Source organism: Hymenobacter setariae, from assembly GCF_007713685.1.
GTDB classification, from domain to species: domain Bacteria; phylum Bacteroidota; class Bacteroidia; order Cytophagales; family Hymenobacteraceae; genus Hymenobacter; species Hymenobacter setariae.
Genome location: NZ_VMRJ01000002.1, coordinates 1079635 through 1096712 on the forward strand (window position 1 = coordinate 1079635; position 17078 = coordinate 1096712).

Consider the following 17078-nt stretch of genomic DNA (forward strand, 5'->3'; position numbering starts at 1 on the left):
CATTGGCGAGGAGGCTTTAGTGTCAATTATTTAGGTTGCTTAGAGCGCTTTGAGTAGCAGCAGTACGAGGCCTACTACGGCCACAATGGAACCTACCGTGGTGAGGAAGCCCGAACCGATGATGATACCAACCAGCAAGGCAACGAGGCCTACTAGCAAGATGGTGAGCGAGCCGCTGCTAGCTGCAGTCTGGGTCACGCTAGCCGTGTTCTGCTGACGCTTCTCAATTTTGTTGAGCTGCTTGGTGATTTTATTCAAAGCCAAGCGCTGTACCAGCGTAGGCTTAGTGGCTTTGACGGCGGGAGTTTCTGCTACGGCTACCGAAGACTGGGCCTTGGCAACTGGAGCAGCAGCACGGCTAGGTGCGGCGGGGGTAGCTACTGGTGCTACAGCTACGGCCGGAGCCGGAGTTACTTCGGGCGATGCGGCAGGCTGCGGCTTGGTAGCTACCACTTCAGCCGACATGTCGGTAGTGGGTACTTGGGCAATGCTGGTAGTAACCGGAGCGGCTGGGGGCGTCATGCTGGCGTAGTTGGCGCGGCTGCACGAGCTGAACGAGGCTGCGGCTAGCACCAGAATGGCGAGGTGCGAATAGGCTTTTTTCATGATGAAAAAGGAAAAGTGGGGTGAATAAAAAGTGAAATAAATCGCCTACGCAGCCTAGTTTATCTCCTATTCTAAAATGAATATTTGGGATATTCCCAGACTAAATAGTCTTAGTCCAGTGTACGGGATATGGTTGTTATGCGTTTAAAAATTCTCTTTATTCAAGCAAATAGCTTTCTGGCTAAAACCTCAAGCATTTGGCGACCTGCTAACTAGCCGTCTGCATTTGCCACGTTTTGCGGCGGGTGGTCACTGAGCCGGCCACCAGTAGTGGAGCCACTTTGCCCCTTATCCAAAAGAAAAAAGGACTTGGCCCTAACCTTATCTAGCTAAGGGGTAGCTCGGCCAGTGGGCTGAGGGCAACAGCTGGCAGTGGCACTTAGTCGTGCGATGCTAAGTCAGAATTGGCAGGACCATTGAGCAAGTGGCCGTAGGCGTCGAAGCGCGAGCCATGGCAGGGGCAGTCCCAACTGGTTTCGAGGTCGTTCCAATGCACCACGCAGCCTAGGTGCGGGCAAATGGCCGAGCACGTGTGCGTATGACCTTGCGGGTCTTTATAAACGGCTACCTTGGTAATACCCTGGCGCAACACTGCGCCGGTACCCGGCGCGATGTCAGCGGCTGAGTCTACGTCGCCGCCCGTCAGCAGCTCGGTGTAGTCCTTCACCACCACGGCGTTGTGGCTCACAAACTCTTGCAGCGGCTCTTTGGCCAGGGTCACACGGCCGGGGTCGTAGAGGTCTTCCCAGGGGTTGGCGCGCTCCAGGATAAGGTCGCGTAATAGCATAGCCCCTAGGGTGCTGTGGGTCATGCCGTGCCCCGAGTCGCCGCTGATGAGGTACACATTGTCACGGTCCAAGGGGTTGCGTCCGGCGTACCCTAGGCTGTCGTCAGGCTCCATCACCTGCCCCGACCAGCTATAGTCGATGGTCGTGATTTGGGGAAAGTGCGTGCGGGCCCAGTCTTCGAGGCAAGCCAGGCGGGCGGCGGGGTCGTCTTCGCCCACCACATGGTCTTCGCCACCCACCAGCAGCAGGTCGTAATCGGCATTCGGGTCCATTTCCTGCACCCGAATGTAGTGGTACGGGTCGGGCGTATCCCAGTACAGCGCCGTGGCAATGGCACCCTTAGGTACTCGCCCGGCCAGCGCGTAGGTGCGGTAGGGCGCCTGCTTGGTGTGCATTACTACTCGGTCGTTGAAGGGCGTATTGGTAGCTACCACGGCGGCTTGGGCTCGCACTTCAAAGCCTTCGGTGGTGCGTACGCAGGCGGGGCTGCCGCCACTAACTTCGGTGGCGTGGGTGCGGGTATAGACGCGGCCACCCTGCCCTACAATAGCACGGGCCAGCCCATGGAGGTACTTGATAATATGAAACTGCCCCTGCTTGGGGAAGCGCAAACACGGGCCCGTGGCGAAGCCTAGGGTGCCCGAGTCGGGTAGAAACTCTACCGCCGTGAGGCCGGCGCGGTGGGCCGCTGCTAGCTCGTCGTGCAGTTCCTGAGGGTCGCCGTTCTTGGGTAGGAAGAGGTAGCCATCAAGGCGGCGAAAATCGCAGGCTAGCTGCTCGTCGGCCACTATTTTCTCGATTTGGTCGATGGCGGCGCCGTGGCTTTCGGCAGCCAGCCGAGCCCCGTCGGCACCAAAAAGGTTTTCGAGAGTGGTGTAGCGGTCGTCGAGGGCGTTGGAGAGGTGGGCCGTGGTGCGGCCGCTTTCGCCGCTAGCAATTTCGCCATCCTCGAGCACTACTACTTTCTTGCCTTCCTGGCCCAGGAGGTAGGCCGTGGTAAGTCCCGCAATGCCGGCCCCTATGATGACGACATCAGCAGTCGTGTTTTCGCGCAGCGGCCCAAAGACGGGCGGCGCGGGTGCAGTGGCCAGCCAGCTAGGCAGCGTGGCGCCGGAGGTGCGGGTGGGGTCGAGAGGAGCAGGCATAAGAGCTGAGTAGGAGAAAAGCCGGATAAAGCACAGCTTACCCTACGCCCCAGGTTTGCACGGAGTTAAAGAGGAGCTTGCCATTACCTGAGCTGTAAAAGGCTCATTTGGCTACCTAGGGTAAGGTCAGTAAGCAGGGCTTCGGCATGGGTTAACTATTGCCTATTTAAGCACTAAGCCAAGCCGTACCCGGTTACCGGGTCCGACTTGGCTTAGTATTCAAAAAAACTAGCAGATTTTAGGTGGTGCCACCGCTACCGCCCGTGCCGCCACCAGTAGTGCCACCACCGCTAGTGGTGCCCGTGGTGCCACCGGCCGTAGTTCCGCTGGTCGTGCCCGTAGTACCGCCTGCCGTAGTGCCAGAGGTCGTGCCCGTGGTGCCGCCAGCCGTGGTGCCGCTAGTGGTACCTGTAGTACCGCCGGCCGTGGTGTCACCGCTGGTAGTGCCCGAGGTGGTACCTGTGGTGCCACCCGCTGTGGTGCCTGAGGTAGTACCCGTGGTGCCACCAGCCGTGGTGCCTGAGGTAGTACCCGTGGTGCCGCCTGCTGTAGTGCTAGAAGTGGTACCTGTGGTGCTGCCATTAGTGGTAGAGCTGGTAGTACCACCACTAGTAGACGTACCTGAAGTAGTCGTGATGGGCGTGGGGTCGTCGTCGCCGTTGCAGGCACTAACTAGTGCCAACGATGAGCATAGTGCTAGCCCTAGGGTAAGCGAAAGCCAATTGCGTTTCATAGTGAGGAGTAGGTGAAGAAAATGATAGGGAAATCCCTGATTCTCTTTCTTATACGCAAACGGCGCCTGAGATATACCCCTACTTTTGGGGGGTAAAATACCTAATTATCCATTAAATTGCTTGCATAATACCTAGGGAGAGGGTGCAAGGGGGGCGGGGGGCTCACAATCGCAGAGAACTTCGCGCGTGGCCGGGGGCACTTGGTAGTTGGGTTGCGACACTTCCTTCATGTACACTATCGAGAGATGGCGAAGGGGCGGGTGCTTGGGGTTCTCGTGCCAGATGCGAAGCAAGTAGTTGCAGTAATAGGGCCGCATCCAGTTGTTATTGACAAACAGGTAATTTTCGGAATACTTGCGCCACCGGTCGTTTTTGAACAACGAGACCACCGATGCTGGCTTGGTATAGCTGATGGGGGCGCCGCCCCGGTTCAGGTCGAGCACTTGGCCCGTTTTAGTGGTGCCCTCCAGCACGTACCAGCCATCATCCTTAAATACGGTGGGCGCGAACATGCCCCAGTGCTGGTCGATGCGAAATAAGTAGCCAAACCAGCGGGTCGAGTCCGACATCCAGCGGCCGGGCTTGCGGCCCACATCATCGAGGTTCCACCAGCATACATAAAACAGCACGCTTACAACCAGCGCATCGCGCACGGCGCGCCACAACTCGCGGTGGCCGGGTGCCGCCGGGCGCGTGCGCTCGAGGCGCAGCTGCCACGGCGACTGCCACCTAGGTAGGCGCGTGCGCCAGTGCCGAGCCCGCTCGGCGTGGGGTGCCAGGCGGGGAGTCAGCCAGTCAAACACCATCGGCGGCAGCAGCCCCAACACCGACACCATATTAATAAGGAAGAAGATGCCTACGAACAGCGTGAGGCTGATACCAATATGAAAGCCAAACAGCACAAACACCACCAGTAGCCGCCACCAGCGCACGCCCACCGGAATAAACAAGGCAATGGGTAGCAGCAACTCGGTATACCAAGTGGCAAAGGTGAGAAACCGCAGCAAGTCGGGGTGGGGGTAAAGCAGGCGCCCAAACGGTAGCAGCAGTTGGTCGAGGCTAAAGGCGTAGTAAAGCGCGGTGCCCTCTTGGGTCCACTCGGCGCCACTTTTGAGCAAGGCGGTGCACCAGTATAGTAAGGCTAGCTGCACGATGTAGGCCACCGTGGCGGCGCTGGCGTAATCGTAGCGAGCAGGTGGGGGCGCTTGGCGCGCATCCCACGACCAAACCCGGCCCCAGGGTAGGAAAAACCCCCAGAACAATAACATCCGAAGCAGGTCATCGCCGCCCTGGCCTATCATGGGGTTGCGGTTTTGCAACGATACTAGCAGCACCCACGATGCCAGGGTGGCCAGCCGTGTGTGGTAGCCCAGCAGCAGTGCCCCCGCCACCAGCGCCGCCACTCCAAACAACACGGCTTGCACTTGCCACAGCCCACTGGTGGCGTGCAGCGAAAACTGGTAGGGCGTCCAGGTGTGGTCGAGCATCGCCGTGAGGGGCAGCACGCCCATATTGGCGTAGTGTGCCTCTAGGTCGGTGCTGCGGATGGCCAGGTCGAGCAAGATGATGGCCGCCGTGCCTATGCGTAGTAATGCCAGCGCCCGCAGGTCGAGCGTAAATGGTTGCCGCACGGCCGCCCAAAGTTGATGCATAAAGGAGAAGAGCAAAGGCAAGCTATTGAAACTAAACAAGGCGAAAAAGCGACCAATTGCTTGGCCAGCTTTTTCGCCTTGCAGCCGAAAAGTAACGGAAAATGATTTTGCTAGCGGGGCGAGCCACTCGTGCTGGCACCAGAAGTGCTGCCGCTGGTGCTACCCGTCGAGCCAGCCGTGGTAGTGCCGCTGCCCGAGGTGCTGCCCATTTTGCTGCTGCGCTTGGCGTCGCGGCGGGCTCTGCCCGACGAAGGAGTGTTCATTGAGCCAGCCGTAGTGCCCGACGTGGTACCCATCGAGCTGGTGGTAGTACCTACCGAACCGGCCGTAGTGCCGGTTGAGCCCGACGTGGAGCTCATTGTGCCCGAAGTAGAACCGCTAGTAGAGCCCACCGAGGTAGTGCTGCCAGCCGTGGTACCAGCCGTAGTGCCCATGGGGGTAGTGCTACCCGTAGTGGTACCTGCCGTAGTGCCGGTAGTAGTTTGGGCAAAGGCGACACTGGTTGTCAGACCTAGGCCAAGTACAAAAGCCGCTGCGCGTAGCAGCGAAAGGGTGTTCGTTTTCATGAGGCTTGGAGATGAGATGGGGGAATTGAATTATTGGCCGGTAGTGCCACCAGCGGTAGAGCCGCCCGTGGTGCCACCACCGCTGGCGCCGCTGCCATTGCCACCTGCTGTCGAGCCAGCGCCAGCGGCGCTAGTAGTGCCACCAGCATTGCTGCTGCCGCTAGCGGCGGCCGAGCCCGCCGTAGAGCCACCTAGGTCGCCGGTGCCAGCCGTAGAGCCGCTGGTGCTAGACGTGCCAGTGGTTGTGTTGCTCATGCCTGCCGAGCCAGCGCCCGACGAGTCAGAACTCATGCCGCTAGTATCGTTGGTGCCGCTGCTGCCACCAGTAGAGGTGCCGCTGCCGCTAGTCGACGACTCGCTAGTGCTACCGCTGCCGCAGGCACCTAGTAAAGAAGCTCCGAGGGCGAGGGCTGCTACAGCCAATTGAAATTTTACGGTACGCATAAAAAATGAAGAATAGTTGGGGGAAAACTGCGGCTAGGTATACGACTGTTAATCAAATACGACGAAGACGAATACGCGTATTTTCTTCGGTTACTACGTAGCGGGAAATACGGTATTTTCAAGTTGTCCAGCTTTGGCCGAGGGCCCCAAACCATCTGCGCTGCCCTGGCGTTAGGTAGCTAGCGTTACTTAATTTTAGTTGTCTGCCATGTCTACTACCGCACAGCCCACTATCCTCTTCGATGGCGTATGCAACCTGTGCAATGGGTTTGTGCAGTTTGTAATTCGTCACGATGCGGCCGGGCGGTTTCGCTTTGCTGCCCTGCAAAGCGCCGCTGGACAAGCCTTACTAGTCGCTCATGGCCAGCAAGACGTGGCCGCCACTGCCGCTGACCCCGACTCGGTGGTGCTGGTAGAGGGCGGGCGCGTGTACACCCACTCCACGGCCGTGCTGCGCATTATCGGGCACCTAGGGGCTTTGGGGCGGATGGCTCAGGTGGGCTGGCTGCTGCCCCGCGCCTGGCGCGATGCGCTGTACCGCTACGTGGCTCGGCACCGCTACCAGTGGTTTGGGCAGCAAGAGAGCTGCCTGCTGCCCACGCCTGCCCTGCGCGCGCGGTTTTTGTAGCTCAGTTAGCTTTCCAACTGCTCACTGCTCTTAGCGGCCAGTACTGGGCGCGGCAGTACCTAGGCCAGTGGTATCGGGCGGCATGCCACCTACTTTGGTGGCGGCCGAGTCAGTACCCAGCATGCTGCTCGGGGTAGTGGTTTTCATGTCGGCAGTGTTAGCGCCGCCGCAGGCGCCAAGTAACAGGCCAGCTAGCAAGGTAGCCACCGCACTCGCATAGAAATTGCGAATAGTCATAAGAAGGGCAAACTGAAAGTGAGAAGCCCTGTATACGGCCGGCTGCTAGCTAGCGGCTGCCCGCTGCGCTACCGCACGGGCTGCCCGCAGCCCTTGGTGAAATGCCTCCTCAAACACCGATACTCCGCTGAGGTCGGTGTGGGCTAGGTGCACGCGGCCGCCTAGGTGGGGCTGCCGGGCCTGCTGGCGCGCTGCGCCCCACACATAGCCGGGTGTGGGGGCCACCATGCCGTGGCCCCACACCCACAATTCGGCAGCCTGCACGCGGTCGGCTAGGCCGGGGTGCATCAGGTCGAGTTCAGTAAGCACGAGCGTCAGCCAGTCGTGGTAGGTGCTGGCAAAGGCGTGGCGGCGGGCCGCAGCGGGGTTGGCTAGGTCGGTGGGCAAGGCCCAGTAAAAGGTGAGGCTGCGCCCGCCGTCGGGCTCGAAGCCGCGCAGGGCTTGGTGCTCGGCATCGATGTAGCCTAGGGCCGGGCTGCCGTAGCGCACATTGTCCCAGCACAGCGGCTGGCCGGGGCCGCCGGGGTAATCATCCACTACGAGGTTGGCCACCAGCCAGGGGGCGTGCAGCGGCGCCAGCGCAGGCGCAGCGGCTGAGGTCGGCAAAAGGTGTTTGCTCACGTGCCAGGGCGTGGCTAATACTACCTGCTGGGTCCGAATGCGAGTGCTTTGCTGCGTGCGGTCATCAAAAGCCAACACCTCTAGGTGACCATCGGCCACCTCTTGCAGCCCAAACACCACCGTGTGGAGCTGAATGCGGCCAGGGCCCCCTAGGTGCCGTAGCGCTTCGGCGAGGTGGTGGTTGCCAGTAGGCCAGGTCAGTACGGCGTCGGCGGGCGCATTGTGGGCGCGGCCTTTGCGGGCGGCGAAGTAGTGCAGCCCGGCCCAGGCCGATACCTGCGCGGCGGGCACCCCAAAATCGTCGCGGTACGAGTAGTCGAGGTACCAGCGCAGGTACTCCGAGCGGTAGCCGTGCGCGGCGAGCCAGTCGGCCATCGACTGCTGGTCGAGCTGCTGGGTGGCAGCATCAGTAAAAGACAGGTCGAGCGGCAGCCGAAACAAGTCGCGTCCATCGGGGCCGGTAGCGTGGCGCAGGCGCTCGACCTCGGCCAGAAAGCGTGCTATTTCGGCGCGGTCGGCCGCGGGCACGCCCGCCTCGGGCACCAAGCCGGGCTGCCAGTGGCCATGCAGCAGCAGGCGCTCGGCGGGGTCGTGGCACAGGGCCGTTTCGTCGTAGATGGGTAAATTATCGGGGCCGTAGCCCGTAATGATTTTTGCTTCTTTTAAAAAAGCCAGCAGGTCGTGGTCGCGCTCGTCGGGCAGGGGCAAGTAGTGCGCGCCCCAGGGGTAAGCGGTGCGGGCGTTGTGGCCCGTAGCGGCGTTGCCACCTACTTCAGGCTCTAGTTCCAGCAGCAGCGTGCGTAGCGTGGGGACTAGGCGGTGTAACTCGCGCCGGGCCGCCAAGCCGCTCACACCCCCACCAATGATGACCACGTCAATTTCCTCAGTGCGCGTTGGGCTCGGTATTTTGTGAGGCTCGCGCAGCAAGTGCCCCAGCTTGGCGCCCGCCCCGCGCACCTGCCCCCGCACAGCTGAGCGCGCGGGTACGCAGCCCGGCGCGCTGCCAAGCAGGCCCGCGAGCAGCGTGCCCGCCAGGCCGGCGCTGGCCTGGGTCAAAAATTGACGGCGGGGGAGGGACATGGGTTAAAAAGTAGAGTATTACTTGATATGAGAGGCGGAAAATTTCTGAGTTCTACCCATTGCCATACGGCCCCCACTCTTCCTCAAAGTACCGCACCAAAGCCTGGTTATTAAGCTGATTAACCTCCGTGGGTACCTCGCCCATATCGGGCGGGAAGGCGCGCATTTGGCCAATTACCTTAGGAGTCGCGTAGCGTAGCCCGGCCGGCAACGGGCCGCCATCGGGGCGCCAGGTGCCGGGCTGGGCCTGCGCCAGCACGTAACCCCACTCGCCAAAAGAAGGCACGTAGGCGTGGTAAGGCACTGGGCTAAAGCCGCTGGCCGCCATAGTATGCACCACGCACCAGTAAGCCCGCCGCGCAATGTAAGGCGAAGTAGCCTGCACCACCACTAGCCCGCCCGGCCGCAGCCGCTGGCGCAGCGTTTGGTAGAAGGCCGTAGTGTAAAGCTTGCCGATGGAATAGTTGCCGGGGTCGGGAAAATCGACTAGCACCACGTCGTAGCGGGTCGTGTCTTGGCGCAGCCAGGCGTAGGCGTCGGCGTTGTGAATATCGACCTTGGGCGAGTGCAGCGAGTTGTGGTTGAGCTCGCGCAGCAGTTGGTTGCTCTTAAAGAGCTTGGTCATGGCTGGGTCGAGGTCGATGAGCCGGATGCGCTGCACCTGCGGGTACTTCAACAGCTCGCGCACGGCCAAGCCATCGCCGCCGCCCAGCACCAATATTTGGCGCGCCCTAGGTCGGTCTTGCATGGCCGGATGCACCAGGGCCTCGTGGTAGCGGTACTCGTCGGCCGAACTGAATTGGAGGTTGCCGTTCAAGAATAAGCGCAGCTCGCCACGGTGGTTGCCGGTGAGCACCAGGCGCTGGTAGGGCGTGCTTTGGGCGTAGATAACCGTGTCCTGAAACACTTCGCCTTCGGCGTAGCGCTGAATGCGCTCGGCGCCCACCACACCCGCGCCTAGGGCCAGCAAGGCCAATACAATGGCGCCTAGGTAGCGCCGCCGGTAGGGTTTGGTCTCGTCGAAGGAAAGCAGGCTTACGCCCGCTACTACCACATTGAGCGCCCCAAACAGCAGGGCCGTGCGCACCAAACCCAGGCGTGGCACTAGCACCAGCGGGAATATCACGGCCGCCAGCAGCGAGCCTACGTAGTCGAAGGTGAAAACTCTGGCCACAAGCTCCTTAAACGCCAGCCGGCCTTGCAAAATGCGCAGCAGCAGCGGAATCTCTAGTCCCACTAGCGCGCCCAGCAGCCCCACCAGCCCATAGAGCAGCACCCGAAACGAGCCCACGTGTGCAAATAGCCCAAACAGCAGCGGCGCCGACGCGCCGCCCACCAAGCCCACCAGTATTTCGAGCCGAATAAACCAGCGCAGCAGCTGGCCGCCTAGGTAGCGCGACAGCCACGAGCCCACGCCCATACTAAACAAGTACACGCCGATAACGGTCGAAAACTGCGTTACCGAATCGCCGAGTAGGTAGGAGGCCAACGTGCCGGCTATTAGTTCATACAGCAGCCCGCAGGTGGCTATCACGGCCACCGACCCTAGCAGTAGCGCTGGCCGCGGAGCCCCTTCGGCCGGGGCGCTGGCAGCGGCCCGCGCCCGCCGGCGGCGGGCCAGCAAAGAACCCTCACCCATGAATGGCCGCGCTGATAATGATAGCCACCGCCAGCATAAACGCCGCTGCGATGATGGCCAAGGCCGTGTTGTGCTCCTCCAGTATTTCGCGGCGCAGGGTGCCTGGCGTCAGTTTATTAAACACGTAAAAACTGAGCATCAGAATGACAATGCCCAGCACCGAGTACACGACGGAGGCAGTCAGCGCCTTGAAGTTGAGGTATTCCATGAGTGAAGGAGGAAAAACTAGTTAGCTACATTGTCATTGCGAGGGGGCACGGCGAAGCAAGCCTGCCTTTTGCCTCTGTAAACGTCGGCTGTGCGTGGAGGAAAATTGCCTTGGCTTGCCTCTTCGCAATGGCAACCTTCTTTCTATTAATTCACTTGTGGTTGAAGCCATTGACATAGCCGCCGTGGCCGCCGGTGCGAGGCGGGCCGCCGCGTTCGGTGTCGGCGGTTTCTTTGTCATCGCCAAGCAGGCGGGTGCCGCCCATGCCCAGCAGCAAGAAGGCCGCCAGCCCCAGGCTCAGCAGCCCCGCATAGAGCGGCGAGCGACGTAAATCGGACCCTAGGTGGCGCAAGAAAGCAAGCATAGCAAAAAATCAGTCGGAGGCGGGGGCGAAATCGCTGTTTTCCCAGCGGCTGGTTTCAAAGGAACTGTGGCGCATCCAGTGCCAGAGCGGCACGGCGCTCATCAGCACCAGGATAATCAAAAAATTAGAGACAAAGCTGGAATGTTGCTCTAGCAGCACGAGCAGCATGGTATCGCTGGTGCCCGCCTCTGGGCTGGGGTAAATGTTGAGGTGGTAGCGGCCGGGCGGCAAGCCACTGATAACGACATTGGCCGAGCGGTTGCCCTCCGACCAGCTTTCGCCATCTTCCACGCCTTCGTAGTATTCCAGTGAGCGGGTCACCTCGTAGCCGCGGCCGGTTTCCTCGTTCACCAGGTTGGCCGTTATCTCAACCCAATGGTTGGTGAGGTCTAACGCGGTGAAGGTGATGTCTACCGCAGAAGAGTGAGTAAGCACGATGCTTTTGGACACCAGCATTTGGCTGTAGCCGGTGCTGGCAGCAGGCGTGGCAGCGGCGGGCGCGCTAGGCGTAGCGGCCCCTGCCGCAGGGACAACCGCCCGCCCTAGGGTATCGACAGTAGGAGGAGCAGTCAATAAGCCGGCCCCAGGAGCAGGCGCCGCAGGCACAGCCGGAATGGTAAAAGTTTCGGTAGTGGTAGCACTAGGCCGCGTGATAGCCAACCAACCGGCTAACAGCGACAGCAGCAAAGCCGCTACCCCAAACAGGCGCCAAGCTGGGGCCGTGTCGTGCGGGTTGGGCTGGGCCGCGCCGGTGCCTACGCGGCTAGGCAGCGTGTTGGCATTTACACCAAAAGCAGTGGCTACTTGGTCGGGCTCTAGGTATTCGGCCTGATACCAAACGGAGTTAGCCTTAGGAGCCTGCTCACTCGAAAGTAGGTAAGGCGGGCAGGTAAACTCCTGAACCTTTAGGCGTTCATCTTCAATGATGTTCCAATCAAATTCACCCTGGGCATCGCGAATTACCGGCTGGTAGCGATGCCACAGCTGGTAGGTATTGCCGGTGCTTTGGCTGGTCCATTCCTTGCCTTGAAAGGAGTGGTTGCCCTTCGTGACTGGATGGCTGCGCGCTTGCTTTATCAATAGCCAGTGCCCTTGGTATTCAGCAAGCTGCAAGGGAAAATCGATAGAGTCACCACCTACTATCGGCTCAGCGGGGCGCAGCTGATATTCACGCCATTCGGCAATGCGGTCCTGTTGCTCAGTACGCACCTGGTAGCCCGTGATGCGGCAGTAGTAGCTACCTAGAGCGCCCGTAATGCCCAGTGGCAGGCTAGGACCAGTTACATTCTCCTTCCGAAACCCCTTGATTATGCGGCCTTTGTTAGTGGGGGTAGCTGGGTTGGCCTCGAAGAGGGTGCGACAATTGAAGCAGCCAAAACACTTGCTGCGGGCCGGTTCGTAGCACGGTACCTGAGTGGCGCACTTGGGGCACGTGACCCAGGCTGGGGGCGGGGCGATAGGGACACTACTCATCGCAATACCTCCGCATAGGCTTGTTCTTCGGCCTCGAAGTACCCTAGGGTTTCTTGGTAGATGCGCCGCACGGTGGCGTGGTTGTCGCGCCGGAAGTTCGACAAAAACACATCGAACGTAGCCAGGCCGTGCTCGGGCCAGGTGTGAATGCTGAGGTGCGACTCGGTGAGCGCCAGCACCGCCGTGAAGCCCGCGTTTTCCTCAAAAACGTGGTAGACCTCGCCCACGCAAGTGAGACCCAAGCGCGCCACCAGCGCCGCAAAAAACTGCTGGCTGCCCGCGGCATCGCGCAGAGCCGCGGCCGGCGCCGCAAAGGTGGCCAGAATGTGCAAGCCCGCCGCATAAGCGTGAGGCGGTGCGAGCATTGACGCAGAGGGCAAAGGAGTAGCGGTCACAAGCGCAATACTACAGCGCAGAAGGGGTTTAGGCCACCTGTTTTTGGTGTAAGAGCACGCAGTCAAGCGTACTTTTAAGTCGAAAAGCTACCGTATAGAAATGTAGATTGCCTTTTTATAGTATTTAGTATGACTTTATCCGCTTACGCAAAAGAGACGCTTGTTTTTCAGAACCAAGCTGGCAAGTTATTCTACCAGCCCGCAGGCTACGTGCGCCTGGCCTGGGCCCCCGAGCGGCAGCCGGTCGAAATTATTCAGGCTCTTTACGAGCAGGTATTGGCTTTGCTAAAAAGCACCGGCGCCCGGCGCATCCTCTCCGACCACGGCGCCCGGGCACCGCTACCCGTAGCCGCTCAAGAGTGGCTCACCACTGATTGGATACCTAGGGCTATGAGCCAGGCCAACACCCACCACTGCGCCATTGTGGAAGGGGCCGACCCCATGCACCGCCTCTCGACGCAGTCGGTGGTGAGCACAGCGCCCGCTGGCTTCAAATTCAAGCGCTTCGACAACTTCGCAGCCGCCGACGCCTGGCTGCGCAGCCAGGCGCTACCCGCATAGCTAGAACAAGCAGCGGCAAGCAAGATGCTTACCAGCATAAAAAAGCCCGGCCAATCGGCCGGGCTTTTTTACTTCTAGGTGGTTGACTTGGCTAGTGCTTCGCAAAGCGCTGCACAAACAGGTGCTGGCCATCGCTGGCGCGCACTAGGTAAAGGCCGGCGGCCAGGCCGCTCACATCGAGCTGCTTAGTGGCGGCATCGTAGCGAGCGGTAGCGGCGGCGCCGCGGGCATCCAGCACTTGCACCGTTTGCAACTCGGCGCCCGAACTTAGCTCTAGCTGCAAGTAGCTGCTGGCAGGGTTAGGGAACAAGCTCAGCGTAGCATCGACGTCGGCAGTCAGGCTACTAGTTGTGGCGGCAATGCCCTCCGGCGCCAGCGTGGCGCCGCCCGTGATGTTGAGACTGTAGTCTTCGGTTTCGCCGTAGCTGTAGGTGCCGCAGCTGGTGGTGGCGCTGGCATCGCTGAGCACCACGCGCAGGCGGGTTGTGCCGGTTTTGGCGGTGCTAGGTACGGTGAAGGTACTGGTGAGCGTGCCGCTGCTGCTGCTGCTACCGCTCACAATGGTTTCGCCAGTGTCACCGAAGTCGCCGTCTTGGTTGTAGTCGATGAAGATTTTCCAATACTCAGTATACGCCGAGCCTTTGAAGCCCACCGAGAAGTTGATGGTCTGGCTTGAGCCGGCCGCCACGGTGGTGCTCAGGGCCGTGCCGTCGTAGTAGCCACCATCGGCGCCGCTGGTGCGGGCAATGCTGCCTAGCTTCACGTAGTCGATATACTCGTAGCCCTGGCTGCTACCCTTGCTGGCACAATAGGCCGTGGGAGTGGGCGGCGGGGTTGTGGTACCGCCGTCGGTGTAGGCGGCGCCGATGCCTACGGCGTACCAGGCGTTGGTCACGGCCTGCGCCTGGGCCGACGTGGCCCCAAACAAGTCGTTAGCCGCTTGAATGGAGTAGGTGCGTGCTGCGGCGTAGTTCGAGCTGGCGCTCAAGTACACGCTCTCGGTGCGGTACAGGATTTTGGCCGCGTCCGTCAGGCCGAGGCCCGTCACGCTGAAGGTATTGCCTACTTCGTTGGTGCCGCTCTTGCCCACAGCCACCAGGTAGTACCAGTAGTTGAGCACGCCCGAGTTGGTGTGCACGCCGCCGTTGTCGGCGGTGCCAGTATACCAGCTTTTGCCTTTATAGTAGGCCGGCTGGCCGTAAAGGTTGGGATTGCTCATTGAGCGCAGGGCGCCGCCAGCTTTCATAATCTCCTCGCCAATGTCCCAGGTCGATTTGCCGGTCAGGCCCAGCAGGTCCACGGTGTACTTCTCCACGCTGGCGCCCCAGCAGTCGGAGAAGCCCTCGTTCATGGCGCCCGACTCGCCCGAGTACGTCAGGTTAGCGGTTTTCTCGCACACTGCGTGGCCTATTTCGTGGCCGCACACATCCAGCGCTGTCAGCGGTTTGAAGGTGCTGGCGCCGTCGCCGTAAGTCATTACCGAGCCGTTCCAGTAGGCATTTTCGTAGCCTGCAGCCGTACTTGGCGTGTCGTCGTAGTGCACGTAGCTCTTGATTTTGGCGCCCGCGTTGTCGTAGCTGTTGCGGGCGTGTACGGCCTTCCAGTAGTCGTAGGTAGCCTGGGCGCCGAAGTGCGCATCGCCGGCCACGTTGTCGTAGTTGGCGTTGTTGTATTCGGCGGCGGTCCAGTTATTGTCGGCATCGACGAAGTCGGTGGCGGCGGTGTAGCTGTTGCCCTTTTTGCAGTTGTAGGTCTCAATGCCCAGCCCGCGGGTGTACTCGCGCAGGCGGTAGCCGCCGGTGGTAGTTTCGGTGGCCAGCGAGCGGGTGCCGCTGTAGGCCGTGGCAAACGTAGCCGTGGCGCCCGCGTGCTTGATGATAGCATCGCGCAGCACCACCTCGCCAGTGCGCGCATCTACGTAGATGTAGGCGCGGCTCACCGGCGCCTGAGCGTACACGTTGAATTTCCAGGCCAGCACCAGCGGGCCGGTGGCCGCGTCGCGGCGGCCGTCGCGCACTATCACCAACTCGCCCTGCGGCAGGTAGGTGGCGGCCGGGTTGTTTTCGCTGGCTTTCAGGCCGGCTTCTTCGGCGGCGTCCTGCCACATGTAGCGCTTGGCTCCCACGGCAGCCAGGGCGCGACCTAGGGCAGCCTCGGCCGAGAGGGCGGGCGTTACGTCGAGCTTAGCTATTTTCTCGTAGTCGCCGCTCAGGCTTTCTACGGCGCTGCGGCGGGCGTGCACGGTATATGTGGCGTGCTCCACCTTCACGCCTTTGTAGTACTGGTCAAATTTTTGGTGGCTGAAGCCGAGCTGGTCGGTTTCCAGACGAGCGGTGCGCATTTGCTCATCGGAGCCCAGGCCTAGCTGCTCGCGCAATACGAAAGCGCCATCGCCGCTGCTGGGCCGCGCGCCCTCCCGAAACTGGATAAGTGTAGGCTGGCCATCTTGGCCAAGTTCTTTTTTCTGAACACGGTCGGCAGCTTGTGCCTGCGCCAAGAGTGGGAGCACGGCGGCCCCTAGAGCTAGGAAAGCTGCCGCAGAGTATTTGTGGGACATAGAGTGTGAGTGAGGATGGAAAAGGAAAAGGTTGCCAGAGGCACTGCAAGGTATTTAGTTTTTGGAAACTGCCTACAATAGAATCAGGATTTTCAAGTTGTTAACTAAGAATATATTTGCTGTTTGCAAGCCAGGCATAAAAAATGATAGCGAATTGCCAAAACCTTTTTGCTTTGTAAAAAGGCTTAATGTAGCTGCTGTTGTATATATGTTTTTAGTTTCAGAAACATATTTTTTGAGAGCCTGTAAAATATTTTTAGGCCTCTTTTTATGAAGAAATGGTGTAGATAATGAGCTCTAGCATTTATTGATAAAGTGCAATTAAGTCAAATAGCTCTATTGCATTGATAGAGTAGGAGTGCTAGGCTGTTTCCAGTTGGTAGCCGTATACTGCACCTTTCTTTTTTTACTCCCTTTTATATGGTAGTTGGGCAATGGTGGCCGCGGGGCTGGGCGCTGGTAGGCGTAGTGAGCTTGATAGGACTAAATGAAGTAGCCCTAGGGCAGGCTCCGGCTGGCACGAGCCATTTGTTTGCCAGCTCGGCCACGCCGCAGCTAGTATCCAAGCAGTTTAAGTTCACGGAGGGGCCAGCTGTGGACCGAGCGGGCAACGTGTTTTTTACCGACCAGCCCAACAACAAAATCTGGAAGTACAGCACCGACGGCAAGCTGTCGGTATTTCTGAGCCCCGCCGGGCGGGCCAACGGGATGTACTTCGACCAAAAGGGCAACCTCATTGTCTGCGCCGACGAGAAAAATCAACTCTGGTCTATCAGTTCCAGCGGCAAGGTCACGGTGCTGCTCGACCAGCTAGGTGGCCGCCACTTCAATGGCCCCAACGATGTGTGGGCAGACCCCAAGGGCGGGCTGTTTTTCACGGACCCTTACTACCAGCGTGACTACTGGACCCGTACCGCGTCGGAACTGCCCGGCCAGTACGTATACTACCTAGGGCCCGGCCAGAAGCAGCCCACTACCGTCGAAACGCAGCTCAAGCAGCCCAATGGCATCATTGGCACGCATGATGGCCGCACGCTCTACGTAGCCGATATCGGGGGTAATAAAACGTATCGCTACCAGGTAGGGCCGGGTGGCACACTCACCAATAAGCAGCTATTCGTCAGCCAAGGTTCGGATGGCATGACCCTCGACGAGCGCGGCAACGTGTACCTCACCGGCAAAGGCGTGACCGTGTATAGCCCCGCTGGCCAGCAAGTGGCGCACATCGACGTGCCCGGCGATTGGACCGCCAACGTATGCTTCGGCGGCAAAGACCGAAAGACACTGTTTATCACGGCCTCGGAGGCGGTATACGTGCTGCCTATGAGTGTGAAGGGCGGGCAATAAACGCGGCGTCTTACCTTTGATTTATACAGCCGC

General features: G+C 60.0%; 17 protein-coding genes. 3 read left to right on the plus strand and 14 right to left on the minus strand.

Annotation, left to right across the window (positions count from 1 at the left end; translation table 11 throughout):
* Positions 1-39: 39 nt before the first annotated feature.
* The 6 genes from FNT36_RS10915 to FNT36_RS10940 form a co-directional block, all read right to left on the minus strand.
* The gene (locus tag FNT36_RS10915; RefSeq protein WP_144847371.1) at positions 40-606 is read right to left on the minus strand and encodes a hypothetical protein; all 567 of its coding nucleotides are present in this window, start codon (positions 604-606) and stop codon (positions 40-42) included.
* A gap of 379 nt (positions 607-985) precedes the next feature.
* On the minus strand, positions 986-2539 hold the full coding sequence (locus FNT36_RS10920; protein ID WP_144847373.1) for an FAD-dependent oxidoreductase: 1554 nt from the start codon (positions 2537-2539) through the stop codon (positions 986-988).
* Between the two features lie 238 nt (positions 2540-2777).
* Positions 2778-3272: a hypothetical protein gene (locus FNT36_RS10925; protein ID WP_144847375.1), complete on the minus strand. Its 495-nt coding sequence runs from the start codon at positions 3270-3272 to the stop codon at positions 2778-2780.
* 132 nt (positions 3273-3404) lie between these two features.
* Positions 3405-4925, minus strand: coding sequence for an HTTM domain-containing protein (locus FNT36_RS10930; RefSeq protein WP_144847377.1), 1521 nt, complete (start codon positions 4923-4925; stop codon positions 3405-3407).
* A 110-nt stretch (positions 4926-5035) separates the two neighbouring features.
* Complete coding sequence (locus FNT36_RS10935; protein WP_144847379.1) at positions 5036-5491, minus strand: hypothetical protein; 456 nt, start codon at positions 5489-5491, stop codon at positions 5036-5038.
* Positions 5492-5521: 30 nt separating this feature from the next.
* Positions 5522-5935 (minus strand): hypothetical protein, encoded by a 414-nt coding sequence (locus tag FNT36_RS10940; RefSeq protein WP_144847380.1) that lies wholly within the window; start codon positions 5933-5935, stop codon positions 5522-5524.
* A gap of 208 nt (positions 5936-6143) precedes the next feature.
* Between FNT36_RS10940 and FNT36_RS10945 the strand changes: the two genes are divergently transcribed.
* Positions 6144-6563: a thiol-disulfide oxidoreductase DCC family protein gene (locus FNT36_RS10945; RefSeq protein WP_144847381.1), complete on the plus strand. Its 420-nt coding sequence runs from the start codon at positions 6144-6146 to the stop codon at positions 6561-6563.
* Between the two features lie 30 nt (positions 6564-6593).
* Here FNT36_RS10945 and FNT36_RS10950 read toward each other — a convergent pair whose 3' ends face one another.
* The 7 genes from FNT36_RS10950 to FNT36_RS10980 form a co-directional block, all read right to left on the minus strand.
* The gene (locus FNT36_RS10950; protein ID WP_144847382.1) at positions 6594-6800 is read right to left on the minus strand and encodes a hypothetical protein; all 207 of its coding nucleotides are present in this window, start codon (positions 6798-6800) and stop codon (positions 6594-6596) included.
* A 45-nt stretch (positions 6801-6845) separates the two neighbouring features.
* Positions 6846-8501 (minus strand): FAD-dependent oxidoreductase, encoded by a 1656-nt coding sequence (locus FNT36_RS10955; protein WP_144847384.1) that lies wholly within the window; start codon positions 8499-8501, stop codon positions 6846-6848.
* 52 nt (positions 8502-8553) lie between these two features.
* Positions 8554-10140 (minus strand): polyamine aminopropyltransferase, encoded by a 1587-nt coding sequence (locus FNT36_RS10960; RefSeq protein WP_144847386.1) that lies wholly within the window; start codon positions 10138-10140, stop codon positions 8554-8556.
* Entirely contained in the window at positions 10133-10348 is a 216-nt protein-coding gene (locus FNT36_RS10965) for a DUF350 domain-containing protein (protein ID WP_144847388.1), read from the minus strand. The genes FNT36_RS10960 and FNT36_RS10965 overlap by 8 nt, the downstream gene beginning before the upstream one ends.
* 151 nt (positions 10349-10499) lie before the next feature.
* Positions 10500-10712 (minus strand): hypothetical protein, encoded by a 213-nt coding sequence (locus FNT36_RS10970; RefSeq protein ID WP_144847390.1) that lies wholly within the window; start codon positions 10710-10712, stop codon positions 10500-10502.
* A gap of 9 nt (positions 10713-10721) precedes the next feature.
* Positions 10722-12185 (minus strand): DUF4178 domain-containing protein, encoded by a 1464-nt coding sequence (locus FNT36_RS10975; RefSeq protein ID WP_144847392.1) that lies wholly within the window; start codon positions 12183-12185, stop codon positions 10722-10724.
* Entirely contained in the window at positions 12182-12550 is a 369-nt protein-coding gene (locus FNT36_RS10980) for an S-adenosylmethionine decarboxylase family protein (RefSeq protein ID WP_144847394.1), read from the minus strand. Before FNT36_RS10980 ends, FNT36_RS10975 begins: the two co-directional genes overlap by 4 nt.
* Positions 12551-12709: 159 nt before the next feature.
* Between FNT36_RS10980 and FNT36_RS10985 the strand changes: the two genes are divergently transcribed.
* The gene (locus FNT36_RS10985) at positions 12710-13141 is read left to right on the plus strand and encodes a hypothetical protein (RefSeq protein WP_144847396.1); all 432 of its coding nucleotides are present in this window, start codon (positions 12710-12712) and stop codon (positions 13139-13141) included.
* 91 nt (positions 13142-13232) lie between these two features.
* Here the strand turns inward: FNT36_RS10985 and FNT36_RS10990 are convergent, their stop codons facing one another.
* Positions 13233-15698 (minus strand): M4 family metallopeptidase, encoded by a 2466-nt coding sequence (locus FNT36_RS10990; protein WP_144847398.1) that lies wholly within the window; start codon positions 15696-15698, stop codon positions 13233-13235.
* Positions 15699-16118: 420 nt separating this feature from the next.
* Between FNT36_RS10990 and FNT36_RS10995 the strand changes: the two genes are divergently transcribed.
* On the plus strand, positions 16119-17045 hold the full coding sequence (locus tag FNT36_RS10995; protein ID WP_144847400.1) for an SMP-30/gluconolactonase/LRE family protein: 927 nt from the start codon (positions 16119-16121) through the stop codon (positions 17043-17045).
* The last annotated feature ends 33 nt before the right edge of the window (positions 17046-17078 follow it).